The organism is Allosaccharopolyspora coralli, assembly GCF_009664835.1.
GTDB lineage: Bacteria > Actinomycetota > Actinomycetes > Mycobacteriales > Pseudonocardiaceae > Allosaccharopolyspora > Allosaccharopolyspora coralli.
Genome location: NZ_CP045929.1, coordinates 2,812,712 through 2,836,251 on the forward strand (window position 1 = coordinate 2,812,712; position 23,540 = coordinate 2,836,251).

The following is a 23,540-nucleotide window of genomic DNA, read 5'->3' on the forward strand; positions in this document are numbered from 1 at the left end:
GCCAGCGGACCCAGACTAGAACATGTTCTCATTACTGTCGATGGGACGGACTACGCGAGTGCCGCTTCCCGCTGCAGCTCGAGCGCGATATCGATCAACTGGTCCTCCTGGCCTCCGACGAGCCTGCGCTGCCCCGCGCGGGCCAACAGGTCAGCGGCGGAGACCTGGTAGCGCTCCGCCTGACGCGCGGCGTGTTTGAGGAAGCTCGAGTACACCCCGGCGTAACCCATGACGAGCGCGGATCGATCGAGCAGGCATTCCTCTGGCATCGCAGGACGCACGACGTCCTCGGCCGCGTCGGCGATCGCGTAGAAGTCCACCCCGGTGCGGACACCGAGCTTGTCGCAGACCCCGACCAACGCCTCGATCGGCGTATTGCCCGCCCCCGCCCCGAATCTCCGGGTACTGCCGTCGATCTGTACCGCACCCGTACGGGCCGCGGCGATGGAGTTCGCGACGCCGACGCCGAGGTTCTCGTGGCCGTGGAAGCCCACCTGCGCGTCGTCACCGATCTCGGCCACGATCGCCGAGACCCGGTCGGAAACCTGTTCCAGTACCAGCGCCCCCGCCGAGTCGACGACGTACACGCACTGACACCCCGCGTCCACCATCACCCGGGCCTGCCGAGCGAGCACATCGGGCGGTTGTGAATGCGACATCATGAGGAACCCGACCGTCTCCAACCCCTGGTCCCGTGCGAGACCGAAGTGCTGCACGGCCACGTCTGCCTCGGTGCAATGGGTCGCGATCCGGCACAGCGACGCGCCGTTGTCCCGGGCGATCCGGATGTCGTCGGTGACGCCCACCCCCGGCAACATGAGGAACGCGATCCGGGCGTGCACGGCGGTCTCGACCGCCGCGATGATGAGTTCCTGTTCCGGCGTGCCGGAAAAGCCGTAGTTGAACGACGAGCCGCCGAGACCGTCGCCGTGCGCGACCTCGATGACCGGAACACCGGATCCGTCCAATGCGGACACGATATCGCGGACTTCCCGCACGGTGAACTGATGTCGTTTGTGGTGAGAGCCGTCGCGCAGCGAGGTGTCGGTGACCCTGATGTCGCGGTCACCCGAGAACGTGCGTACCAGGCCGTTTCCGGATGTCGTGCTCACGCCACCGTCTCCTTCGCACCCGTGGCCCCGAGCGGACTCGTGACCAGCTCCTCGCCGACCTTGACCGCGGCGGCCGTCATGATGTCGAGATTTCCCGAGTACGGCGGCAGGAAGTCACCGGCGCCCTCGACCTCCACGAACACGGCGACCCGTGCGAGGCCGCCGGTGGCCTCCGATGCCTCGTCGAACTGCGGGTCCGCGAGCAGCCGGTAGCCGGGGACGTACGAGGCGATGTCCTCGGCCATCCGGGTCACGGACTCACTGATCGCGTCGACGTCCGCACCGTCGGGAATCGCACAGAAGATCGTGTCCCGCATGATCATTGGAGGGTCTGCTGGATTGAGCACGATGATCGCCTTGCCGCGGCTCGCACCGCCGATGGTCTCGATTCCGCCTGCGGTGGTGCGGGTGAACTCGTCGATGTTGGCCCGCGTGCCCGGACCGGCCGAGACCGAGGCCACCGACGCGACGATCTCCGCGTAACTCACGTCCACGACTCTCGACACGGCGTGCACCATCGGAATGGTGGCCTGCCCACCACAGGTGATGAGGTTGACGTTCGACGCGTCCTGGTGGGCCCCGAGGTTCACCGGAGGCACCACGTACGGGCCTACCGAGGCCGGAGTGAGGTCGATCGCGCGAATGCCCGCCTCGACGTAGCGGGGAGCGTTCTTCCGGTGTACCGCCGCCGAGGTCGCTTCGAACACGAGATCCGGCAGATCGTCTTGGGCGAGCATCCAGTCCACTCCCCCGGCACTGGTCCGCACCCCGAGCTGTTCGGCCCGCCTGAGGCCTTCGCTGTCCGGATCCACGCCGATCATCCATCGGGGCTCGATACCGGAGCGCACCAGCTTGTAGAGCAGGTCCGTCCCGATGTTGCCCGAGCCGACGATCGCCGCCGTCACTGTCCCGCTCATCGTCCACCTCCCGTTCCCCCGGTGATCGCTCCGGAAACTCCGCTGTCCGTTCCGGGGGTTGCACTGTCGTGTCCGGAGTCCGTGCCCTCCTGCGTGAATGTCAGCGACACGGAACCCCAAGGTCCGTCCTCGGTGGTGAAATCGGCGCGGAAGCAGGATCCCGAGACGGCGTCGAACGCCTTGGTGCACGAGCCCGGCAGGACGACGTTGCCTGCGCGGAGCCGTACGCCGTACCCGGCGACCTTTCGCGCGAGCCACGCCACGGCCGTGGTCGGATCGCCCAGTACGGCGTCGGAGCGCCCTTGCGCGACACGGTCGTCGTCCTGCCACAACGTGGCCTCGATCGCTCGGACGTCGAGCTCCGACGGTCGTGTACGAGGGGCACCGAGCACGAAACCCGCCGACGACGCGTTGTCCGCGATCGTGTCGCCGATGCTGATCTTCCAGTCCGCGATGCGGCTGTCGATGAGTTCGATCGCGGGCACGAGCGCCTCCGTGCACGCCAGCACGTCGGCTTCGGTGCAGTCGTCTCCCGGCAGGTCGGCTCCGAGTACGAAGCCCACCTCGACCTCCACACGAGGAACCAGATAGCGGGACGTGCGAACGGGTTCGTGCTCGCTCAACCGCATGTCGGAGAGCAGATGCCCGTAGTCCGGCTCGTCGACACCCATCATCTGCTGCATCACGCGCGACGACAGGCCGACTTTGTGCCCGACGACGTCGACGTCCGCGAGGCGGCGCCGGATGTTCACGAGTTGGATCTCGTAGGCGTCCTCGGGTGTCAATTCCGGGAACTGCTCGATGAGCGGCGGAATCGGCACCCGATCTCGTTCCGCCGTCCGCAGCCGGTCTGCCAGGGCGGTGCGTTGATCACTTGTGAGCACGAGACCTCCTGCCCGTTCCTTCGTCACCGGCACCGTCGGCCGCAGCGTGCGCGCCGCTCCGGCGCCCGGAGAACACGCAGTCGGCCAACGACAAGCCACTGACGTAGGACCGGGAGCAGATCCCGACCGCCGACCGTCCTGCGGCGTACAGCCCCGGAACGGGCGCGCCGTCGTCGCCGCTGACCCGGCCCGTTTCCTCGTCGACGGCCAGCCCCCCGAGGGTGAGCATCGGACACGGATACACCTGGCTCGGCTTGATCGAAATGTCGATCAGCGAGAACGGCCCGGTAGCCGGCGGCTGCGCGAATTCCACGGGCTTGCCCGTCTCGTCCGGTGCACCGGACCGTGCCGCGGTGGTCGCTGCGTCCACTGTGGCCTGCAAGCCGTCCGGAGCGATGCCCGCGCGCGCCGCGACGCCACGCACTGTAGGCGCGCTCACGCGTCCCCGCCCCAGCAGATACAGCGCTTGGAGCCGCTGGAACCACACTGTCTGACTACCGATCTGCCTGCGGGCGCGCTTGCGCAGCTCGGCGTCGACGAGCAGCCACCCCTTGCCACCGTTGCGTTCGATCATCGCCTGTCCGAGCGCCGCGCCGTATCGGGACTCGTCACAGATGCGGTGTCCGTGCTCGTCGACGAGCAGGCCACCGAGCAACGCGCTGGGCGGTGTGATGAATCGCCAGGCGGACACGCGATCCAGATGTGCGACGGCTGCACCGGCCCGTTGTCCGAGCCGGATACTCGTGCCGTCGTCACCGCGCGTGCCGAGCGGGAGTCCACCGCGGTAGTCGGGCGCGTGTTCGCGCATCATCTCGCGGTTCGCGACGAACCCGCCGCTCGCGAGCACCACACCGCGCCGCGCGTGCAGACGCACTGGTGTGGCGTGGCGTGATTCCAGCTTCTCGACCCGAGCGTGCAGTGCCCGGGACAGTTTCGGTACGTAAAGGCCGGGTTTCGCGGCGAGCTTGCTCAACCGCGCGTGGCCGCTGCGCACGCGAGCAGGCGCATCGAGCAGCGTGTCGCACTCGATCCCGGTGACCGTGCCGTCCGCGTTCTGGACGAGATCCCGCACCCGCGTCTGGCGGAGCACCCGCACGCCGTGGGCCTCGACGGCGCGTTCGAGCACCTCGAACAGCACCGACCCCGAGGTGCCCCTGCCGCGCACTCGATGCCCTCGAGGCGCCGGACGCGCCGCGTCCCGGAACCCGCCTGCGGATTCACTCCCGGAGTAGTACAGGTAGTGGCGATTGCTGGGATACGACGTCTTGTACGGACACAGGCTCGACTCGAACGGCACACCCAACTCGCTCAGCCACCCGATCATGGCCGGACTGTCGGCACAGAACCGCGTGAGCGTCTCCGCCGAGACGGCGTCACCGACTTCCTCGGCCAGGTAGGCACGCATCGCCTCGGTCGAGTCGTCGACGCCCGCCGCCCGCTGCACCGAGGTCCCGCCTCCCGCGTAGACGACGCCGCCCGACAGGCGGGTCGCTCCACCACCGGTGAACCGGTCGACGAGCACGACCTCGGCGCCGGCGCGTGCGGCCTCGATCGCGGCGCAGGCACCGGCGGCGCCGAAGCCCACCACGACGACGTCGGCATGCAGCTCGCTGACCAACACATCCTCCTGGTGAAACAGGTTCTCATGCGGTTGCCCCGGGCGACTCTGCCAAGTTTTCCGGCGCGGCCGTAGCGTCCCGACGGGACAAAACTATAACATGTTCCAGTAGACGTGAAGTTGCTTTGGAGGTGCCATGACCACACCCGCTCACCCGCAGACGGGCGGCGACCTCGGCGAGACCGCCTTCGACGTCGTGATCGTCGGCAGCGGCGCGGCCGGGATGACCGCAGGGCTGACCGCCGCACGGCACGGCCTGCGTGCGGTCGTCGTGGAGAAGGCCTCCCGGTTCGGCGGCTCGACGGCCCGCTCCGGCGGCGGCGTCTGGATCCCCAACAACGAGGTACTCCGCCGGGACGGCGTCGACGACAGCGCCCAGGACGCCCGCACCTACCTCGCACACATCGTCGGCGACACCGTGGCCGACGACCGTCGGCAGGCCTTCCTCGACCACGGGCCGAGGATGCTCTCGCATGTGCTGCGCGCGAGTCCGCTGCGGCTGCGGTGGGTGCCCGACTACTCCGACTACTACCCCGAAGCACCCGGCGGTCGCGGTGGCGGACGCTCGGTCGAACCCGGCGTCCTCGACGGCCGCGTCCTCGGCGCGCATCTCGGTGAGCTGGAGCGCGACTACGTCCGCTCCCCCCGCAATCTCGTGATCACCCAGGCCGATTTCCGCAAGCTCAACCTCCTGATGCGGCGACCCACGAGCGTTCTGCGTGCGCTCCGCGTCGGGCTCCGGTGGGCGTGGGGAAACATCACCGGCAGACGCCTGCTCGCGCGCGGTCAGGCCCTGGCAGCCGGACTGCGGGTCGGATTACGCGACGCGGGGGTGCCGCTGTGGCTCGACACTCCCATGCTCGACCTCGACCAGGACGCGTCCGGACGCGTCACCGGCGTCGTGGTGGAACGCGACGGTGAACGCGCCACTCTCCGCGCCCGACTCGGCGTGGTCCTCACCGCGGGCGGCTTCGAACGAAACGAGCAGATGCGCACGCAGTACCAGCGACCACCCATCGGTACCGAGTGGACGGTCGGGGCGAAAGCCAACACCGGCGACGCCATTCGGGCCGGTCAACGGGCCGGTGCCGCCGTCGAGCTCATGGACGACGCGTGGTGGGGGCCGTCCGTCCCGCTGTCCGGAGGGCCGTGGTTCTGTCTGGCCGAACGGACTCTGCCGGGCTGCATCATGGTCAACGGGCAAGGGCGGCGGTTCGTCAACGAGGCCGCGCCGTACATCGACGCCGTGCACGCCATGTACGGGGAGGGCGACGGCCCGGCCCGCAACATGCCCACGTGGCTCATTCTCGACCAGCGGTACCGCAATCGATACGTCTTCGCCGGCCTGGGACCCCGACAGTCGTTCCCGGGACGTTGGCGCAAGGCCGGGGCGGTCCACACGGCTCACAGTCTCGACTCGCTCGCGGAGAAGATCGGCCTGCCACCGGAGAACCTTCGCTCCACCGTGGAACGCTTCAACACGTTCGCGCACACCGGGGACGACACGGAGTTCCGTCGCGGTGACAGCGTCTACGATCGCTACTACGGCGACCCGACCGTCCGGCCGAACCCGTGCCTCGCCGAGTTGCGTGTGCCCCCGTTCCATGCCGTGAAAATCGTGCCCGGCGACCTCGGAACGAAGGGCGGTCTGGTCACCGACGTCCACGCCCGCGTGTTGCGGCAGGACCAGAGCCACATTCCCGGGTTGTACGCGGCGGGGAACACCAGCAGCGCCGTCATGGGCCACACCTATGCCGGTCCGGGCGCCACTCTCGGTCCGGCCATGACATTCGCGCACCTCGCCGTCGAGCATCTCGCCGACGCACCCGCGAACCCACCGGGCACGCCGCCGAGCACAGCGGCCACCACCCAGAACGCGGAACCGTGAGCATCCGTCCACCCAGGACCGTGTCGACCACCGGGGCCACCCGAGGAGAACGAGGAACAGCACCATGACGCAGGTTTCCAGCAACGGCCACGACGAGGTCCGCATCATCGACGTCGGCACTCCACCCACGCGGTTCGCGCGCGGTTGGCACTGCCTGGGACTCTCCGAGCAGTTCAAGGACGGCACACCGCACGCCGTACACGCGTTCGGAACCAAACTCGTCGTGTTCCAGAGCTCGGACGGCGCCCTCAACGTCCTCGACGGCTATTGCCGGCACATGGGAGGCGATCTGACCCAAGGCACCGTCAAGGGTGAGGCCGTGGCCTGTCCGTTCCACGACTGGCGATGGGGCGGCAACGGCCGCTGCGTCCAGATCCCGTACACCAAACGCGTGCCGATGCGCGCGCGAACCAAGTCGTGGACCACGATGGAACGGAACAAGCAGCTCTTCGTCTGGAACGACCCGGAAGGAAACCCGCCGCCGGAGGACGTCACCATTCCCGAGCTGCCCGAGGTCGACTCCGACGAGTGGAGCAACTGGACCTGGGACTCGGTGGTCATCGAGGGCTCGCACTGTCGGGAGATCATCGACAACGTCGTGGACATGGCGCACTTCTTCTACATCCACTACGCGTTCCCGACGTACTTCAAGAACGTGTTCGAAGGCCACGTCGCCACCCAGTACCTCAACACCAAGGGGCGCCCGGACATCGGCGGAACCCAGTCCAACTACGGCGGCGACGAGAACCTCGGTCGTTCGGAGGCGTCGTACTACGGGCCGTCGTACATGATCGACTGGCTGGAGAACGAGTACAAGGGGATGAACATCGAGACCATCCTCATCAACTGCCACTACCCGATCTCCGAGAACTCGTTCGTCCTGCAGTGGGGCGTGCTCGCCAAGAAGCTTCCCGGCCTCACCGACGAGCAGGCCGACAAAATGGCGGCGAAGATCGCCAAGAACACCGGCGTCGGGTTCCTGCAGGACGTCGAGATCTGGAAGAACAAGACCCGCATCGACAATCCGCTGCTGTGCGAGGACGACGGTCCGGTCTATCAGTTGCGCCGCTGGTACGAGCAGTTTTACGTGGACGTCGATGACGTGGCCGAGGACATGACTGCGCGGTTCGAGTTCGAGGTCGACACCACCCGCGCCAACGAGGCGTGGGAACAGGAGGTCGCCGACAACCTCGCGCGCAAGCAGACGGCGGCTCAGGCCGGGGAGGCCTGACGTGGCGTCGCCACACTGGGCCAAGGCACCGACCTTCGCCGATCGTCCGGAGATTCGGGCGGAGCTCACCGAGCGTACCGCCGCCGACCGCGCGGAGTACCTCGCTTCGGGCCTGCGGCCGATCGAGTGCGACCGCTGCGGAACGTGCGTCCGGGTCAAGAAGAACAGCCGGCGACACACCAGTGTGCAGTGGGACAACGGCTCGGCTGCCGGGTGTGCCGTGTTCGCCGAGCAACGCGCCGACGGGCGCCCGAGCGCGCTCATCGACAGTTGCCCCGACCTGGCGGCCAGCATCGACGCCGCGGTCCGCGACGGACGGCTGCGGGTGGGAGACCAGGACCAGGAGCAGGTATGAGCGAACCGCAGCTTCCCGACACCGGTGCTCGGACGCTGGAGGTGACCCGCGTCGTGGTCGAGACGCACGACGCGGTGTCGCTGGTGTTCGCCGTACCTCACGACGATCCGGACCGATTCCGGTATCGGCCCGGTCAGTTCCTCACGCTGCGGGTGCCGAGCGAACACACCGGTTCGGTCGCACGCTGCTACTCGCTGAGCAGCTCACCACACCACGACACGGAGCTGAAGGTGACGGTCAAACGCGTCACCGACGGCTACGGCTCCAACTGGTTGTGCGACAACATCGTGCCAGGGTCCACAGTGGAGGTGCTTCCGCCCGCTGGGGTCTTCACTCCGCACTCCTGGGACGAGGATCTGTTGCTAGTCGCGGGCGGGAGCGGGATCACCCCCGTCGTGTCGATCCTCAAGTCCGCCTTGGCCGAAGGCACCGGCCGGATCGTCGTCGTGTATGCCAACCGGGACGAGAAGTCCGTGATCTTCGCCGAGGAACTGCGCCGGTGGACCGAGCAGTACCCAGACCGGGTCACCGTCGTCCATTGGCTGGAGAGCGTGCAGGGATTGCCGTCCGAGACGACGCTGCGCACGCTGTTCGCGCCGTACCGGCAGTTCCACGCGTTCGTCTGCGGTCCCGAAGCGTTCATGGACGCCTCCTCGGCCGCGCTCAAAAGCCTGGGGCTGCCACGGGAACGGCGTCAGGTGGAACGCTTCCTGTCGTTGGAACAGAACCCGTTCGACCACGACGCCGCGGACGAGGCGGCTACCGACTCACCCGACGCGGGCGAAGCGACGGTGCACGTCGACCTCGACGGCGAACAGCGTCAGCTCGCCTGGCCGCGAAACAAGCGGCTGCTGGACCTCCTGCTGGAACAAGGCATGGACGCGCCGTTCTCGTGCCGCCAGGGAGCGTGCAGCGCCTGCGCGTGCCGCGTCGACAAGGGTGACGTGACGATGGTGACCAACGCGATCCTGGAACAGGAAGACCTCGACGAGGGCATCGTGCTGGCCTGCCAGTCGCTGCCCGTCACCGACGAAGTCCATGTCAGCTACGAATGAGGTGACCCGTGCCGATCGATCCGGACCAGGCCATCGGTGCCGTCCTGCCCACGCAGGAGTTCGGTTGGAGCTCTTCCGACGTCCTGCTCTACCACCTCGCGGTGGGTGCGGGAGCCGATTCCGTCGACCCGCGTGAACTGCGCTACGTGACCGAGAGCGACCTGCAGGTGTTGCCGACCTTCGCGATCGTCGCTCCGAACTTTCACAGGTCCGACCCTCCGGAGGTTTCCTTTCCCGGGGTCGAGATCGACCTCGCGAACGTCCTGCACGGTAGCCAAGAGATCGAGGTGCACCGTCCACTCCCAACCGACGGTAAAGCGACCGCCCGGACACACATCGCCGACGTGCAGGACAAGGGAACAGCGGCAGTGATCGTCCAGGAGACCGTCACCTCCGACTTGGACGGAACTCCGCTGTGCACGACGCGGTCGAGCATCTTCGCACGCGGGGAGGGAGGATTCGGCGGAAACCGAGGGTCTTCTCCACGTTTCGAACGCCCCGCGCGGACACCGGAGGTCGTGCTCGACTCCCCCACGTTGCCTCAGCAAGCGCTGCTCTACCGACTGTGCGGTGATCGCAACCCGCTGCACTCGGACCCCGCTTTCGCCGAAGCCGCGGGATTCCCGCGACCGATTCTGCACGGGTTGTGCACCTACGGCATGGTCGGCAAGGCGATCGTCGACGAGCTCGCGGGCGCAGACGTCACCCGGTTGCGTTCGTACGGCGTCCGGTTCGCCGGCGTCGTGTTCCCCGGCGAGACCGTCCGCACCGAGTTGTGGCGCGAGGGTCACGAGTGGGTCGGCGTCTCGTCCGTTCCCGCGCGCGAGGACGCTCCCGTCCTCAGCGACATCCGCGTCACCACCGACGACTGACGCACGCCACGAGGCGCCCGGGCTCCCCGGCGCCTCGTGTGATCAGCCGATCAGGGCTGTCGGTGTGGCGTCACGAGGCGGTGAGCACCAGGCCGCTGGTGGGGACACCGGTACCCGCGGTGACGACCAACTTGTCTGCGTCGGCGACCTGGTTCACCGAGGTGCCCCGAAGCTGCCGGACGCCCTCGGCGATCCCGTTCATACCGTGGATGTAGGCCTCGCCGAGCTGACCACCGTGCGTGTTGAGCGGGAACCGGCCACCGAGTTCGATCGCACCGTCGGCGATGAACTCCTTTGCCTCGCCCCGGCCGCAGAAGCCGAGTTCCTCCAGTTGCACCAGCACGAACGGCGTGAAGTGGTCGTAGAGCACGCCCATGTGCATGTCCTGCGGTGCCAGCCCGGACTGCTCCCACAGCTGTCGGCCCACCACACCCATCTCCGGAAGCCCGCTGAGCGAGTCACGGTAGTAACTGGTCATGGTGAACTGGTCCGGACCGCTCCCTTGGGCCGCGGCGGCGATCACCGCGGGAGGGTGCGGTAGGTCGCGCGCCCGTTCGGTACTGGTGACCACGAGCGCCACGCCACCGTCACTTTCCTGGCAACAGTCCAGCAAGTGCAGCGGCTCGGTGATCCACCGCGATTCCTGATGCTCGGCGAGCGTGATGGGACGCTGGTAGAACCAGGCGTTCGGGTTCGTCGCCGCGTGTTTGCGATCGGCCACCGCGACCCGCCCGAAGTCCTCGCTCGTCGCGCCGTACTCGTGCATGTACCGCTGGGCGAACATGGCGACCTGTGCACCCGGGGTGCCCAGACCCATCGGATAGCTCCAGCTGTTGTCCAGTCCCGACGACGTGCCTGCCGACGCCGCGGCGGTCGCCACCTGACCGAACCGGTGCCCGGAACGCTCATTGAATGCCCGATAGCACACCACGACCTCGGCCATCCCCGTCGCGACGGCCATCACGGCCTGCTGCACGGTCGCGCACGCGGCGCCTCCGCCGTAGCCGATCCGGCTGAAGAAACTGAGTTCCGGTATCCCGAGTTCCCGCGCGAGGGCCACCTCACTGTTGGTGTCCATCGTGAAGGTGACCAGTCCGTCCACATCGGATGGATCCAGTCCCGCGTCGTCGAGTGCGGTACGGGTCGCCTCGGCCGCGAGCTGCAACTCACTGCGCCCCGACTCCTTGGAGAACTCGGTCGCTCCGATTCCGGCGATGGACGCGACCGACGATGCGCTGTTCATGCGTGCCCTCCCGGCAGAACGACCCGCACGGAGGCTCGCACGTGTTCGCCCAGACTGTTGCGTCCCAAGACCTCGATGACATGGCGGACCTCGTCGCCGGTTTCCTCGGTGTCGAGTACCTGACCGAACAGAGTCAGAGTCTCGTAGGCATAGCACGGGACGCCGAGCTTCACCGACACCCCGCGTACCAACGCCTCCGGTCCCACCCAGTCGGTGACGTACCGCTGCACGATCCCCGTCGAGGTCAGGATGTTGACGAAGATGTCCTTCGACCCCTTGGCGTTCGCGAGATCACGATCGTGATGCACGTCCTGGAAGTCACGGGTCGCGATCGCGGTGCTCACCACGAACGTCGGCGTCACCTCGATCCGCTCCTCCGGAAGCGCATCACCGATTCGCACCTCGTTCGCCGTGCGTGTCCGGCCGAGCCCTGCGGTCATCGCGACACCTCCTCGTTCACGGGCCGCCAGTACGGCAACGCGACTTGTTCGTCCACCTGCTGGAATGCGACCTCGACGCGTTGCCCGATGCGTACGTCGTCCGGCGCACACCCGTGCAGTTCGCCGAGTACGCGCACCCCTTCGTCGAGTGCCGCGACCGCGATCACCAACGGCAGTTGCTTGCCCGGCACGGCGGGCCGGTGGTGCACGACGTAGCTGTAGACCTCGCCGAGGCCACACGCCACCAGGTACGTCGGTTTCGTCGCACCGCACTCGGGGCACATCGGGCCCGGAGGGTGGCGGAGCAGCCCGCAGTTTCCGCAACGCTGGATACGCAGCTCTCCCGCCGCCGCGCCTTCCCAGAAGTACGCCGTGTCCTGGTTGATCGCCGGCAGAATCGACGTGCCCAGCGGAGTACCGGATTCCTCCGTACTCGGCTGGGCACTCGATTCCGGTTCGCGCTCGGACGGGCGGAACTTCAACACTCGGAACATCATCTCCGCGACCGCTTCGTCCCCGGAGTACCAGATGTTGCGTGTCGTGACGAACCAGCCCTGCCCCAGCCCGGTGTTCTTCGGCCCGACGACGGACTCGAGCTTCGTCGACACCGCGACCGACTCACCGTGGCGGAGGTAGCGGTGATACACCTGATCGCTGTTGGTGGCGACCACCGAGGTGAAGCCCTCCTCGTCGAGCGCCGCCATCATCCGGTACAGGGGGTCCTTCGGGTCCCGCTCCGGATTCAGTCCGGGCATCGTCCAGACCTGCGCCATCGCAGGCGGCGCGACAAGTCCTCCGTGGACCGAATCCTGCGCGGCCGCCGGGTCAATGTAGACGGGGTTGCCGTCACCGATCGCCTCCACCCAGTTGTTGATCAGCGGAAGGTTCACCGGGTCGCGGCCCGCACGGCGCGCGGACTCTCCCTCGACCCGGATCGTGTCGGCCAACCGCAGAATCGCGGCGGACACCGCGTCGTCACCGTCGTCTGTCGTCGTCATCTGATCCCTTCCGATCAGCGCGGTACCTTCGGCAGGCCGAGACCCGCCATCGCGATCAGTTCCCGTTGGATCTCGTTCACCCCGCCCCCGAAGGTGAGGACGAGGTTGCGTTTGGCCTGCACGTCGAGCCAGTCCGCGAGTTCGGCGGTGTCCGGCTCGCTCGGATCCCCGTGCCGTGCCACGAGTTCCTCCAGGTCGGCGACGATGCGTTGCAACCGCTCGGAGCCGAAGACCTTGGTCGCCGACGCGTCGGCGATGCTCACCGGGCCGTCCGCAGCCGACGCCGCGACCTGCCAGTTGAGCAGCTCGTTGACGCGCAGATCAGCACGGATCCGGGCCAGCGCGCGCCGGACGTCGTCGCGTTCCAGCAACGGCGCACCGTCCGGACCGGATTGTCGCCCGGCCCAGTCGCGAACCGCGTCGTACACGCACGCGATCCGGCCGGACGGCCCGAGCATGACGCGCTCGTGGTTGAGCTGGGTCGTGATGAGTCGCCACCCCTTGTCCTGCTCCCCCACCAGCCGATTCGCGGGCACCCGCACGTCGTTGTAATAAGTTGCGTTCACGTGGTGCGCGCCGTCGCAGGTGATGATCGGCGTCCACGAGTACCCGGGGTCGGTGGTGTCCAGGATGAGGATCGAGATTCCTTTGTGCTTGGGTGCCTCGGGATTCGTCCGGACCGCCAACCAGATGTAGTCGGCGTCGTGCCCACCCGTGGTGAAGATCTTCTGCCCGTTGACGACGTAGTGGTCGCCGTCGCGAACCGCGCTGGTGCGCAGCGAGGCGAGGTCGGTTCCCGCTTCCGGCTCGCTGTAGCCGATCGCGAAATGGATCTCACCGGAGAGGATCTTCGGCAGGAAGTAGGCCTTCTGCTCGTCCGTACCGTGCGCCTGCAGGGTCGGACCGACGGTTTGCAGCGTGACCGAGGGAAGTTGCACGTCGGCGCGAGCGGCCTCGTTTGCGAAGATCTGTTGTTCGATCTCGCCGAACCCCAGGCCGCCGAACTCGGTCGGCCACCCCACGCCGAGCCAGCCGTCCCGTCCCATGCGCCGGACCACGTCCCGGAACGCCGCGTTGTGGCGGTCCGTCCGCATCGCCTCGCGCTCCTGCCGGCTCAACAGGGTCCGGAAGTACTCGCGCAGTTCCTGCTCCAGTGTGCGCTGCTGGTCGGTGAGTTCGATGAACATCTCGTCCCCTAAACCGTCGCGAGAGCCTCGAGCCGCTGGGCGCTTCCTCCGGCGAGCGCGGCGAGGTCCTTGATTGAGGAGTAGTAGCGGTGCATCGGGTAGGTGACGTCCACGCCGACACCACCGTGCAGGTGATGGCAGGTACGGACCGCCGTGGGCAGTTCATCGGCGAGCCAGAAGGACGCCACGGCGAGATCTTCGTCCGGGTCGAGCCCTTCGCCCCACCGCCAGCACGCGGACGTGGTCGCCACACTCATCGTGCGGGCGGCGACGTAGACGTCGGCGATCTGCCCCGCGACGGACTGGAATTCCGCCAATGGCCGGTCGAACTGTGTGCGGTTGCGCACGTACTCGGCGGTGAGGTCGAGCGCCCCGGCCAGCGCGCCGTCGGCCGTCGCACACAGTCCACAAAGGATGCTGCGATACAGTTCCCGGACCACGTCCGGCCCGGTTCGTTCGCCGAGAAGTGCGCGGCGCGCCAACCGAGTCTCGTCGAAGTGCACACTCGCGGTCGGGACGCCGGCCGAGTTCGTTTTCGAACTGACCTTTACTCCGTCGGCGGCCAGGTCCGCAATCACCACGGCCGGTTCACCGTCACACGAGACCGAGACGAGAGCCCGGTGCGCGGTCTCGGCGTGCTGGACGGCGGTTTTCGTCCCCGAGACGACGATCGCGTCGCCGTCCGTGCGGGCTGTCACACGCGGAGCGTGCGGGAACGGTTCCGAGGGTTCGTGGAACGCCGCGGTGAGTATCCGGCCCCCATCGACCCCGTCGAGAACTGATTGCTGGGCCGGTGTCCCCAGACGCGCGATCGGCAGCACCGCGAAAGCCGTGGTCGCGAGCACCGGAGCACGGATGGCGCGGCGTCCGATCTCGCGCAGCACGGCGGACACTTCCACGGGACCGAGCCCGGCACCTCCGGAGTCCTCGCGCACGGCGAGCGACAGCAGACCCGCCTCACCGAGCGCCTTCCACACCGCCTCGTGCGCGGCATCGTTGTCGTCGCCGGCGCGGTCGCTCTCGCGCCGCAGCACCTCGGCGGCCAGGTCTCGCACCGCCGCCGCGGAGTCCTCCCACGCGAAGTCCACAGTCACTCCTCGGTTCCGGGCGCTTCCCGGGTCGGCCAGCGACCCGTCAGCGAACTGAAACGTGTTCTCGTTGTATCGGCTCGATGCGGACGGCGCAAGATCCTCACCCCCGGGGAAGGCCGAGCAGCCGCTCGCCGACCACCGACAGCAGCACCTGTGTCGTCCCACCGGCGATACTCAGACACCGCGTGACCAAGAACTCGTGCACAGCCGCGGACGCCGCCCCGTCGACCGCAGCGGCATCGGGACCGAACATCTCGAGCGCGAACTCGGCGACGTCCTGGCGATGCCAGACGCCGACGAGTTTCTCCACACTGGACAACGCTCCCGCCGACTCGTCACCGTGTAGTCGCCGCAACGTGGACCGCAGTCCCAGCAACGCGGTCGACACGCTCGTCGCCACGTGACCGCCGAGCTTGTCCAGTACTTCGGCGTCGACCTGCGCGGTTCCATCGCGGCAGAGTTCGAGCGCGCGCTCGACGCCCTTGCCCAACGAACTCCCGCTGAGTGCGACACGTTCGTTGGCCAACGTCGCGCGGGCGATCTTCCAGCCCTGTCCCGGTGCACCGACGACGTCCGTGTCGGGCACGAAGACCTCGTGCAGAAACACCTCGTTGAACACGGCGTCGCCCGTGATCTCCCGCAGCGGTCGGATCTCGACACCCGGGCTCGCCATGTCCACCAGGAAGTAGGTGATGCCTTGGTGTTTGGCGGCATCGGCGTCGGTGCGTGCCAGGCAGATCGCCCAGTGAGCGTCCCTGGCCAGCGAGGTCCACACCTTCTGTCCGGTCAGCTTCCACCCGCCGTCGACGCGGACCGCCTTGGTCCGCAACGAAGCCAGGTCGGATCCTGCTTCGGGCTCGCTGAACAGCTGGCACCACACGACCTCGCCGCGCAGCGTCGGACGGACGAACCGCTCGCGCTGCTGGTCGGTGCCGTGTGCGATGAGCGTGGGCACGGCCCAGCCCCCGATCGTCAGATCCGGTCGCCGGACGCCTGCGCGTTCGAGCTCTTCGTCGATGATCAGGCTCAACGCGGGTGAGGCGTCCCGCCCGTACGGGGCCGGCCAATGCGGTGCGACACAGCCGGATTCGGCGAGCCTGCCTCGCTGTTCCGATTCGGGCGCCTCCGACACCGCGCGCAGGAGTCGGCGAATCTCCGGCCGTTGCGGTTCGGCCTGCTCCAAGAGCTCCTCGGGCACCCGCACGCTTCGCCGCATTCCGGCCGAGGCGAGTTCGGCGGCACGCTTGCGCCAGCGAGAACCGCCACCGCCCGTCCGGCGCAGCGCCATCGCGCGACGCAGGTACAGATGCGCATCGTGCTCCCAAGTGAACCCGATACCGCCGAGTACCTGGACGCAGTCCTTGGCCACCTCCACGGCGGCGTCGAGTGCGAGCGCCCCGGCCACCGCCGACGCCAGCGGTCGCTCGTCGGGCGCGTCGTGCACCGTGCGCGCGGCGTCCCACGACACCGCCGCGACCTGCTCGACACGGCACGCCATCTGCGCACAGAGGTGTTTGACCGCCTGGAACGTTCCGATGACGTGGCCGAACTGCTCGCGGGTGCGCGCGTGGTCCACGGCAGTGCGTAAGCACCAGGCCGCGACACCGGAGGCCTCCGCCGACGCGAGCGTGACGGCGAGGTCCCGCACTTCACTGGTCCCGAGCCCCTCGACGCGCACTGCCTCGGCCGCGCTCAAGCTGACCCGGCCGTAGGTTCGGGAGAAGTCCATGGGTTCTCGTGCGGTGACGGCGACGCCCGGCTGGTCGGTCGCCAGCACGAACCAGGACTCGCCGCTCCCGCCGGATGCCGGAACGAGGAGATGGGAGGTGTCGCCCGCGCTCACCACGTGGTCGATCTCGCCGGAGAGGACGACGTCGCTTCCGGTGTCCCGGCCGCCACCCTCGCTGACATCGGCACTGCCGTCGACGTCACCGGCGACGGCAACCGAGAACGACCCGTCCACGATGCCGGTGAGGATCTCGTGCGCCACCGCCTGGTCGCTCCTGCTCGAGAGCAGGACGCCTGCCAGTGCCGTGGACAGCAGCGGACCGGGGACCAGCGCCGCGGCGGCCTGTTCCAACGCTGCCGCCAAGTCGGCGACCGTGCCCCCGCCTCCGCCGACGTGCTCCGGCAGCGCCACTCCGAGTGCGCCGAGCTCGGCCAGACCCGACCACTGGCGCGTCGGCGCCCCTGGCGAGCCTGCCTGCGGCTCGCGGTCCCGTACCGACGTGGTGTCGAACGAACCGGACCACGCCTTGATCGACTCCTGGAGCGCCAGCTGCTCCTCGGTGATGGCAATCGGCATACCCGGCAGACTAATAGAACGTGTTCTATTTTGGCCAGGTTCTCCGCACGAATCCGCGGAACAGTAGAGTCGTCGGCGAGCCCGACCGAGGAGGAACCGCGTGCACGAGCCAGCACAGACGACGGGCCTCGCCCGCGAGGTCCTGCGGCGCGCGGAGGACGCGGTCGGCTTCATGCCACCCGCCGAGGGCGAAGCACTCGCGGCAACCGCCCTGAGCCACCTCGGCACCGGCATCGCCCTGGAAGTCGGGACCTACTGCGGCAAGTCCACGCTCTACCTCGCAGGCGCCGCGCGGGAGACCGGCGGGACCGTCGTCACCGTCGACCACCACCGTGGGTCCGAGGAACACCAGCCCGGCTGGGAGTACCACGACCCGACCCTGATCGACCCGCACGTGGGTCGTCTCGACACGGTGGGGACGTTCCGGCGCACGCTCGCCGACGCCGGGCTCGAAGACCACGTCGTCGCGGTCCTGGGGCGCTCCCCGCAGGTCGCGGCGCTCTGGCGGTCACCGCTGGCGATGCTGTTCATCGACGGCGGACACACCGACGCCGCGGCGGTCGCCGACTACGAGGGCTGGGCTCCGTGGGTTTCTGCCGGCGGCGTGCTCGTCATCCACGACGTGTTCCCGAACCCGGACGACGGCGGACAGGCGCCATACCGGATCTACCGGCGCGCCGTCGACAGCGGCGTCTTCCGCGAGATCGACGTGTGCGACTCGATGCGGATCCTGCAGCGCGTCGAGGGAACCGCAGGCAGCCTCCACTGAGCTGACAAGAACCGTGCCAGAAGGTCTTGCTCGGCGGGTCGGGTGGCGGTGGTCGTGCTGCATACGTGGTGAGGCTCAGCGGCTCCGCCGCTGACACGACACGAAGAAAACCCTTCCGACAGGAGTGTTCAGCGGCGGAGATCGGCCGCGCAGTCGCACGCGGCGGCTTCCACCGCGAGCCCGGACGGCAGATCCTCGGCCCGGAAGATGCCGTTGCCCGGCGTGGTGCGGGACAGCGCGTCGGCTGCCAGGATCACCGAGGCACCGGTCCAGGTCGTGCGTTCCACCGGCCAGCGTTTGTCGTCCTCGTAAACGTAGCCGGTCCAGTAGGAACCGTCCTGCTCACGCAGATGCTGGATCACCGCCAGCAGCTCCCGCGCCCGGACACGCTCTCCGAGGGCGTCGAGACTCAGCACCAGCTCGCACGTCTCCCCGCCGGTCACCCAGGGCCGGTCGTCGACGCACAGCGCGCCCCACCGGGGCACCACGAACTCGTTCCACCGCTCGGTGATCCGCCGCAACCCCTGCTCGCCCCGCACCGCACCACCGAGCACCGGGTAGTACCAGTCCATCGAGTAGCGCCGCTTGGACGCGAACACCTCGGGGTGCCCGCGCACTACATGCCCGAGCTGACCGAGTGCGACCTCCCAGTCCGGCTGCGGCGAACCGGCCAGCTCGGCGAGCGCCAGCCCGCAGCGCAGACTCTGGTGGATGCTGGAACAGCCCGACAGCAGTGCCTCGCCGGTGGAGTTCCCGTCCACGTCACGTCCCCACTCGATCTCGCCGCGTTCCCGTTGCAAGCCGAGTACGAAGTCGAGCGCGGCACGCACGCACGGCCACATCCGCCGCGCGAACCCGTCGTCACCGGTGATCAGCACGTGGTGCCACACCCCGACGGCGATGTAGGCGCAGAAGTTCGAGTCCGACCCGGCGTCCTCGATCGCACCCGTGCGAATCTGGATCGGCCAGGAACCGTCCGTCCGCTGCGTGCGACGAGACCACTCGTAGGCCGCGTCGGCCTCCGCGAACAAGCCGGTCGCCGACAGCGCCATGGCAGACTCGACGTGGTCCCACGGGTCCACGTGCCCACCCGGAAACCACGGCACAGCGCCGGAATCCTCCTGCACCGACGCGATCGAGCGTGCCGTGTGCGCCACGTCGTCCGCCGAGAGAATTCCGTCGAGGAACGGCACATCAGGCACGGGGTACGGCCACCTTCGGTTTACTCAGGTACACCGCGACGCTCTTGCCGATCACCGGATCGAGCAGCTCCTCAGCGAACCGGGTGATCCAGGGCCTGCTCATCATGTCCCACACCAGCAACCGGTGGTACGCCTGCGGTAGCGGGTGATCGTTGTTCTCCGGCCCGACCGCGCACTTCAGCCACCAGTACGGCGAGTGCAAGGCGTGCGCGTGGCGCCGGAACACCGGGACGAGCCCGGCGTTGCCGAGCTTTCCTTCCAGCTCGTCGATCGTGTAGATGCGGACGTGACCACCTTCGTTGGCGTGGTAGGTGTCCGACAACGCCCAGCAGACCCGCTCCGGGAACCAGCTCGGCACGGTGACCACCGCCCGCCCACCGGGCTTGAGCACGCGCACGAGCTCGTGCATGGCCTTCTCGTCCTCGGGAAGGTGTTCCATGATCTCCGAGGCGACGACCATGTCGAAATGCTCGTCCGGGAACGGCATTTGCAGGGCGTCACCGGCCACAGTGGTCGCCGACGTACCGGCGGGAGCCTCGCCCTCGTGTTCCATCGCGGCGAACATCGTCGCGACGTTCTCCAGCTCGCCTGCGTCCTGGTCGAAGGCCACGACCTCGGCACCGCGCCGATACAGCTCGAACGCGTGCCGCCCCGCGCCGGCACCCATGTCGAGCACCCGCTGGCCCGGCCGTACGCCGAGTTCGTCGAAATTCACCGTCAGCACCGCTGCCACTGCCTCTCTTCGTTCACCGGTGCCCGGCACCGGCAGCACCCGCGCCTCGTGCGCGGGTCTTCTCGATCGCCTCCGTATAGCAGTCCACTGTGGCCGCGGCCACGGAGGGCCAACTGTAGCGGCGCAACGCCCGCTCTCGTCCCGCCGCACCCATCCTGCGCCGGCGCTCCGGATCGTCGAGCAGGTCACCGAGCGCCCGGGCGAGCGCCTCGGGATCGGCAGGCTCGACCAGCTGAGCGGCCTCGCCGTCTTCCCCAACGACCTCGGGGATGGCTCCGGCACGGCTGGCCACGAGTGGCGTACCACACGCCAGCGCTTCGACGGCGGGCAGCGAGAACCCTTCGTACAGGGACGGCACACAGGCCAGCTCGGCCGTGCCGACCAGCTCGGCGAGCTCGTCGTCGGCGATCCCGTGCACCGTCCGCACCGCGTCCGAAATCGACAGATCGTCGATGAGCCGCTCGGTCGGCCCGCCCGGCGTGGGCTTGGCCACCAGCACCAGTTCGACGTGGCGTTCGGTCCGCAGCTTCGCCACCGCCTCCAGCAGCGTGCCGACCCCCTTCAGCGGCGTGTCCGCGCTGGCCATCGCCACGATCCGACCCGGAACCCGCGGGCGCTCGGACGGCCGGAACACCTCGTGGTCCACCCCGAGCGGGACGACCCGGAGACGATCCCGCGGAACGGCGAAGTCCTCGCTGATCGCCTCCGCCGACGAGTGCGAGACGGTGAGCATCTCGGGAAGTCTGCGCGCGACGCGCTTCTGCATCCGCAGGAAGCCGTACCACCGACGGAGCGTGAGCTTGCGCCGGCCGCGCGCCGCGGCGAGATCCACCCGGCGATCGTGGGTGATCGGATGGTGCACCGTGGTCACCAGCGGCACACCGGCCCGCTGCAACGACAACAGGCCCGAGCCGAGGCACTGGTTGTCGTGCACGACGTCGAACTCCCCGGCCCTGGCCCGCAACGCCTTCGCCGCGCGCAGGCTGAACGTCCACGGTTCCGGGAAGCCCGCCGACCACATGACGCCGAGCTCGGCCACGTCGACCAGGTCACGGATCTCCCGCCAGTGCGGGGTGCGGAACGGGTCGGTCTCCCGGTACAGGTCGAGGCTGGGCACCGGCGTCAGCGTGACGCCGTCGTCGAGTTCCGGATACGGCTGCCCGGAGAACACCTCGACCTCGTGTCCCAGATCGAGCAGACCCCGGCTCAGATATCGGACGTAGACGCCCTGACCACCACAATGCGGCTTGCTCCGGTAGGACAGGAGTGCGATTCGCACGGTTCACCTCACACAGCCGCGATCGAGCCGATAGAATGAAACATGTTCTGATCGGTTTGCCTCGTCACCCTAGCCCGTCCTCTCACCACATTTCACATCGTGCGAGACCGATCACTCGCTCGACACGCACAACTTCTCAGGAGATCGTTCCCATGGCCGGATCGCCGCGTCAGCGCGCAACCGGGTCCACCGTTCTGAACCCCCTGCCCGAGGAAGCCCCGCCCGCTACAACGGCTCAGGCCGAGCGACGGAAACGCATCGTCGAGGCCACGATCGCACTCGCCGCGAAGGGCGGGTACGACGCGGTCCAGATGCGCACCGTCGCCGAGAAGGCCGACGTCGCCCTCGGGACGTTGTACCGGTACTTCCCGTCCAAGATCCACCTGCTCGTGACCGGCCTGGCCGAGCAGTTCGAGGCCGCGCAGGAACGGCAGAACCGACGCAAGATCCCGGGTGCGACCACCTACGAACGAGTGCTGTTCGTCCTCAACCAAGCCACCCGGACGCTGCAGCGGAACCCGCAGCTCACCGAGGCGATGACGCGCGCGTTCATGTTCGCCGACACCTCCGCCGCCGCCGAGGTCGACCGGGTCGCGGCGCTGTCCGAACAGTTCTTCACCCGGGCGATGACCGACGACGAACCCACCAACGAGCAGCGCGCGATCGCCAGGGTCATCACCGACGTGTGGATGTCGAACCTGGTGGCATGGGTCACTCGGCGGGCGTCGGCGACCGACGTGTCGAACCGGCTGGAGTTGACCGTCCGGTTGCTGATCGGCGACCCGAACGAGACCGCACCGGAATGATGCCGCCGCCCGGCGGTGCCGTGAGAACTCCTTGCTGAACGAGCTGTCGTCGTGTCGTGCCAGGGGTCACCACGGACGCAGCGGGACCGCCACAGAACCACCTACGCAGATCGATCCGCGCGACCTCTTACCTCAGCCGAGGCGTTCGAGGATGGTCACGTTGGCCGTCCCCCCGCCCTCGCACATCGTCTGCAGGCCGTACCGCCCTCCGGTGCGTTCCAGCTCGTGCAGCATCGTGGTCATGAGCTTGGTGCCGGTCGCTCCGAGCGGGTGACCGAGCGCGATCGCCCCGCCGTTGGGGTTGACCTTCGCCGGGTCGATGTCGATCTCCCGCTGCCAGGCGAGCACGACGCTGGCGAACGCTTCGTTGATCTCGACGACGTCGATCTGATCGGCGCTCATGCCCGCGCGGTCCAGCGCGTGACGGGTGGCCGGGATCGGCGCCGAGAGCATGAAGACCGGGTCGTCACCGCGCACGCTGAGGTGGTGCACGCGGGCGCGCGGCGTCAGGCCGTGCTCGCGCACCGCACGCTCCGAGGCCACGAGCACGGACGAGGCACCGTCGGAGATCTGGCTCGACACGCCGGCGGTGATCCGTCCGCCGTCTTGCAGCAGCTTCAACCCGGCGAGCTTGTCCTTGCCGGTGTCCCGGCGCGGACCCTCGTCGTGTCGGACGGCACCCAGCGAGACGGTCTCGGCGTCGAACCGTCCCTCGTCGATCGCGGTGACGGCTCGCTGGTGGCTCGTGAGCGCGAAATCCTCCATCTCGTCGCGCGAGATGCCCCACTTCTCGGCGATGAGTTCGGCGCCGCGGAACTGGGTGACGACCTCGTCGCCGTAGCGGTCCTGCCAACCGGTCGAGCCCGAACCGGGCCCGTAAGCGACCGGGAACCCCAGGTCGCCACTGCCGTTCAGCGAGCTCCCGATCGGGATCGCGCTCATGTTCTGCACCCCGCCCGCGACGACCACGTCGGAGGTGCCGCTCAGGACGGCTTGGGCCGCGAAATGCACCGCTTGCTGTGAAGACCCGCACTGGCGGTCCACGGTCACGCCGGGGACGTGCTCGGGGTACCCGGCCGCCAGCCAGCCTGTCCGCCCGATGTTGCCCGCCTGGGCGCCGACGGTGTCGACGCAACCCCACACGACGTCGTCGACCGCGCTCGGATCGACACCGCTGCGGTCGACGAGCGCCCGCAGGACGTGCGCGGACAGGTCCGCTGGGTGGATCTCGCTGAGACCGCCCCCTCGCTTGCCGACCGGGGTCCGCACCGCGTCGATGATGTACGCCTCAGCCATGATCGTGTCCTCCCACCGGTTGCGACCGCGCGGACCGGGTGCTCCGCGCACCGGGGCGAACTCTAGTCGAACAAGCAAGCGTTTGGTACGCCACGGTGGTGCGAACGGCACTTTCGCCTCGTCTGGTGGGGCGAGAGTGCCGTTCGCCTCGGTGGTCACTTGCTGCTCGGCGGGCCACTCGGCGACTCGATCACCAAACGACAAGCGCTGAGCACGCCACCGCGGCTAGCGTGACCTCCACACGGGCGAACGCGAACCG

The 23,540-nt window shown here is 68.4% G+C and carries 21 protein-coding genes; 7 read left to right on the top strand and 14 right to left on the bottom strand.

Annotation, left to right across the window (positions count from 1 at the left end):
• Positions 1–50: 50 nt before the first annotated feature.
• The 4 genes from dmpG to GIY23_RS13360 are packed head-to-tail and all read right to left on the bottom strand — an operon-like array spanning position 51 to position 4,531.
• Positions 51–1,112, bottom strand: coding sequence for a 4-hydroxy-2-oxovalerate aldolase (gene dmpG, locus GIY23_RS13345; protein WP_228717273.1), 1,062 nt, complete (start codon positions 1,110–1,112; stop codon positions 51–53).
• Positions 1,109–2,029: an acetaldehyde dehydrogenase (acetylating) gene (locus GIY23_RS13350; RefSeq protein ID WP_154076959.1), complete on the bottom strand. Its 921-nt coding sequence runs from the start codon at positions 2,027–2,029 to the stop codon at positions 1,109–1,111. Before GIY23_RS13350 ends, dmpG begins: the two co-directional genes overlap by 4 nt.
• Positions 2,026–2,913, bottom strand: coding sequence for a 2-keto-4-pentenoate hydratase (locus GIY23_RS13355; RefSeq protein WP_222850151.1), 888 nt, complete (start codon positions 2,911–2,913; stop codon positions 2,026–2,028). The genes GIY23_RS13350 and GIY23_RS13355 overlap by 4 nt, the downstream gene beginning before the upstream one ends.
• Complete coding sequence (locus tag GIY23_RS13360) at positions 2,900–4,531, bottom strand: FAD-binding protein (protein ID WP_154076960.1); 1,632 nt, start codon at positions 4,529–4,531, stop codon at positions 2,900–2,902. The genes GIY23_RS13355 and GIY23_RS13360 overlap by 14 nt, the downstream gene beginning before the upstream one ends.
• Before the next feature lie 136 nt (positions 4,532–4,667).
• Here GIY23_RS13360 and kstD point away from each other — a divergent pair, with 136 nt between their 5' ends.
• From kstD to GIY23_RS13385, 5 genes are all read left to right on the top strand, one after another.
• Positions 4,668–6,419 (top strand): 3-oxosteroid 1-dehydrogenase, encoded by a 1,752-nt coding sequence (gene kstD / locus GIY23_RS13365; RefSeq protein ID WP_154076961.1) that lies wholly within the window; start codon positions 4,668–4,670, stop codon positions 6,417–6,419.
• Positions 6,420–6,483: 64 nt separating this feature from the next.
• Complete coding sequence (locus tag GIY23_RS13370; RefSeq protein WP_154076962.1) at positions 6,484–7,650, top strand: Rieske 2Fe-2S domain-containing protein; 1,167 nt, start codon at positions 6,484–6,486, stop codon at positions 7,648–7,650.
• A 1-nt stretch (position 7,651) separates the two neighbouring features.
• Entirely contained in the window at positions 7,652–8,005 is a 354-nt protein-coding gene (locus tag GIY23_RS13375; protein WP_154076963.1) for a hypothetical protein, read from the top strand.
• Positions 8,002–9,060 (top strand): ferredoxin--NADP reductase, encoded by a 1,059-nt coding sequence (locus tag GIY23_RS13380; protein ID WP_154076964.1) that lies wholly within the window; start codon positions 8,002–8,004, stop codon positions 9,058–9,060. Before GIY23_RS13375 ends, GIY23_RS13380 begins: the two co-directional genes overlap by 4 nt.
• A gap of 8 nt (positions 9,061–9,068) precedes the next feature.
• The gene (locus GIY23_RS13385) at positions 9,069–9,932 is read left to right on the top strand and encodes a MaoC/PaaZ C-terminal domain-containing protein (RefSeq protein WP_154076965.1); all 864 of its coding nucleotides are present in this window, start codon (positions 9,069–9,071) and stop codon (positions 9,930–9,932) included.
• 70 nt (positions 9,933–10,002) lie between these two features.
• Here GIY23_RS13385 and GIY23_RS13390 read toward each other — a convergent pair whose 3' ends face one another.
• The 6 genes from GIY23_RS13390 to GIY23_RS13415 form a co-directional block, all read right to left on the bottom strand.
• Positions 10,003–11,175, bottom strand: a complete 1,173-nt coding sequence (locus GIY23_RS13390; RefSeq protein ID WP_154076966.1) for a lipid-transfer protein — start codon at positions 11,173–11,175, stop codon at positions 10,003–10,005.
• Positions 11,172–11,615 (bottom strand): hotdog family protein, encoded by a 444-nt coding sequence (locus tag GIY23_RS13395; RefSeq protein ID WP_228717274.1) that lies wholly within the window; start codon positions 11,613–11,615, stop codon positions 11,172–11,174. The genes GIY23_RS13390 and GIY23_RS13395 overlap by 4 nt, the downstream gene beginning before the upstream one ends.
• A complete protein-coding gene (locus GIY23_RS13400; RefSeq protein WP_154076967.1) occupies positions 11,612–12,613 on the bottom strand; it encodes a bifunctional MaoC family dehydratase N-terminal/OB-fold nucleic acid binding domain-containing protein in 1,002 nt (333 codons plus the stop codon). The genes GIY23_RS13395 and GIY23_RS13400 overlap by 4 nt, the downstream gene beginning before the upstream one ends.
• Before the next feature lie 14 nt (positions 12,614–12,627).
• Entirely contained in the window at positions 12,628–13,800 is a 1,173-nt protein-coding gene (locus GIY23_RS13405; RefSeq protein WP_154076968.1) for an acyl-CoA dehydrogenase family protein, read from the bottom strand.
• Between the two features lie 8 nt (positions 13,801–13,808).
• Entirely contained in the window at positions 13,809–14,888 is a 1,080-nt protein-coding gene (locus GIY23_RS13410) for an acyl-CoA dehydrogenase family protein (RefSeq protein WP_154076969.1), read from the bottom strand.
• A gap of 103 nt (positions 14,889–14,991) precedes the next feature.
• Positions 14,992–17,196 (bottom strand): acyl-CoA dehydrogenase, encoded by a 2,205-nt coding sequence (locus GIY23_RS13415; protein ID WP_154076970.1) that lies wholly within the window; start codon positions 17,194–17,196, stop codon positions 14,992–14,994.
• A 100-nt stretch (positions 17,197–17,296) separates the two neighbouring features.
• Here GIY23_RS13415 and GIY23_RS13420 point away from each other — a divergent pair, with 100 nt between their 5' ends.
• Positions 17,297–17,965 (top strand): class I SAM-dependent methyltransferase, encoded by a 669-nt coding sequence (locus GIY23_RS13420; protein ID WP_228717275.1) that lies wholly within the window; start codon positions 17,297–17,299, stop codon positions 17,963–17,965.
• A 128-nt stretch (positions 17,966–18,093) separates the two neighbouring features.
• On the opposite strand, the gene GIY23_RS13425 is transcribed toward GIY23_RS13420, so the two are convergent.
• Genes GIY23_RS13425 through GIY23_RS13435 form a run of 3 tightly spaced genes read right to left on the bottom strand, consistent with a single transcriptional unit; the run spans position 18,094 to position 21,179 of the window.
• Complete coding sequence (locus GIY23_RS13425; RefSeq protein WP_154076971.1) at positions 18,094–19,167, bottom strand: prenyltransferase; 1,074 nt, start codon at positions 19,165–19,167, stop codon at positions 18,094–18,096.
• Positions 19,160–19,900: a class I SAM-dependent methyltransferase gene (locus tag GIY23_RS13430; RefSeq protein ID WP_228717276.1), complete on the bottom strand. Its 741-nt coding sequence runs from the start codon at positions 19,898–19,900 to the stop codon at positions 19,160–19,162. Before GIY23_RS13430 ends, GIY23_RS13425 begins: the two co-directional genes overlap by 8 nt.
• 13 nt (positions 19,901–19,913) lie before the next feature.
• Positions 19,914–21,179 carry a glycosyltransferase family 4 protein gene (locus tag GIY23_RS13435; RefSeq protein ID WP_154076972.1) on the bottom strand — a complete coding sequence of 422 codons (1,266 nt, stop codon included), beginning with the start codon at positions 21,177–21,179 and terminating at the stop codon, positions 19,914–19,916.
• A gap of 152 nt (positions 21,180–21,331) precedes the next feature.
• Between GIY23_RS13435 and kstR the strand changes: the two genes are divergently transcribed.
• The gene (gene kstR / locus GIY23_RS13440) at positions 21,332–21,985 is read left to right on the top strand and encodes a cholesterol catabolism transcriptional regulator KstR (protein ID WP_154076973.1); all 654 of its coding nucleotides are present in this window, start codon (positions 21,332–21,334) and stop codon (positions 21,983–21,985) included.
• Between the two features lie 132 nt (positions 21,986–22,117).
• Here the strand turns inward: kstR and GIY23_RS13445 are convergent, their stop codons facing one another.
• Positions 22,118–23,281 carry an acetyl-CoA C-acetyltransferase gene (locus tag GIY23_RS13445; RefSeq protein WP_154076974.1) on the bottom strand — a complete coding sequence of 388 codons (1,164 nt, stop codon included), beginning with the start codon at positions 23,279–23,281 and terminating at the stop codon, positions 22,118–22,120.
• Between the last annotated feature and the right edge of the window lie 259 nt (positions 23,282–23,540).

Bases quoted from the DNA above. Each gene is read 5' to 3' on its own strand.
- GIY23_RS13350 (WP_154076959.1), bottom strand. From the start codon at position 2,029: ATGAGCGGGACAGTGACGGCGGCGATCGTCGGCTCGGGCAACATCGGG.
- kstD (WP_154076961.1), top strand. From the start codon at position 4,668: ATGACCACACCCGCTCACCCGCAGACGGGCGGCGACCTCGGCGAGACC.
- GIY23_RS13370 (WP_154076962.1), top strand. From the start codon at position 6,484: ATGACGCAGGTTTCCAGCAACGGCCACGACGAGGTCCGCATCATCGAC.
- GIY23_RS13380 (WP_154076964.1), top strand. From the start codon at position 8,002: ATGAGCGAACCGCAGCTTCCCGACACCGGTGCTCGGACGCTGGAGGTG.
- GIY23_RS13390 (WP_154076966.1), bottom strand. From the start codon at position 11,175: ATGAACAGCGCATCGTCGGTCGCGTCCATCGCCGGAATCGGAGCGACC.
- GIY23_RS13395 (WP_228717274.1), bottom strand. From the start codon at position 11,615: ATGACCGCAGGGCTCGGCCGGACACGCACGGCGAACGAGGTGCGAATC.
- GIY23_RS13400 (WP_154076967.1), bottom strand. From the start codon at position 12,613: ATGACGACGACAGACGACGGTGACGACGCGGTGTCCGCCGCGATTCTG.
- GIY23_RS13405 (WP_154076968.1), bottom strand. From the start codon at position 13,800: ATGTTCATCGAACTCACCGACCAGCAGCGCACACTGGAGCAGGAACTG.
- GIY23_RS13415 (WP_154076970.1), bottom strand. From the start codon at position 17,196: ATGCCGATTGCCATCACCGAGGAGCAGCTGGCGCTCCAGGAGTCGATC.
- kstR (WP_154076973.1), top strand. From the start codon at position 21,332: ATGGCCGGATCGCCGCGTCAGCGCGCAACCGGGTCCACCGTTCTGAAC.
- GIY23_RS13445 (WP_154076974.1), bottom strand. From the start codon at position 23,281: ATGGCTGAGGCGTACATCATCGACGCGGTGCGGACCCCGGTCGGCAAG.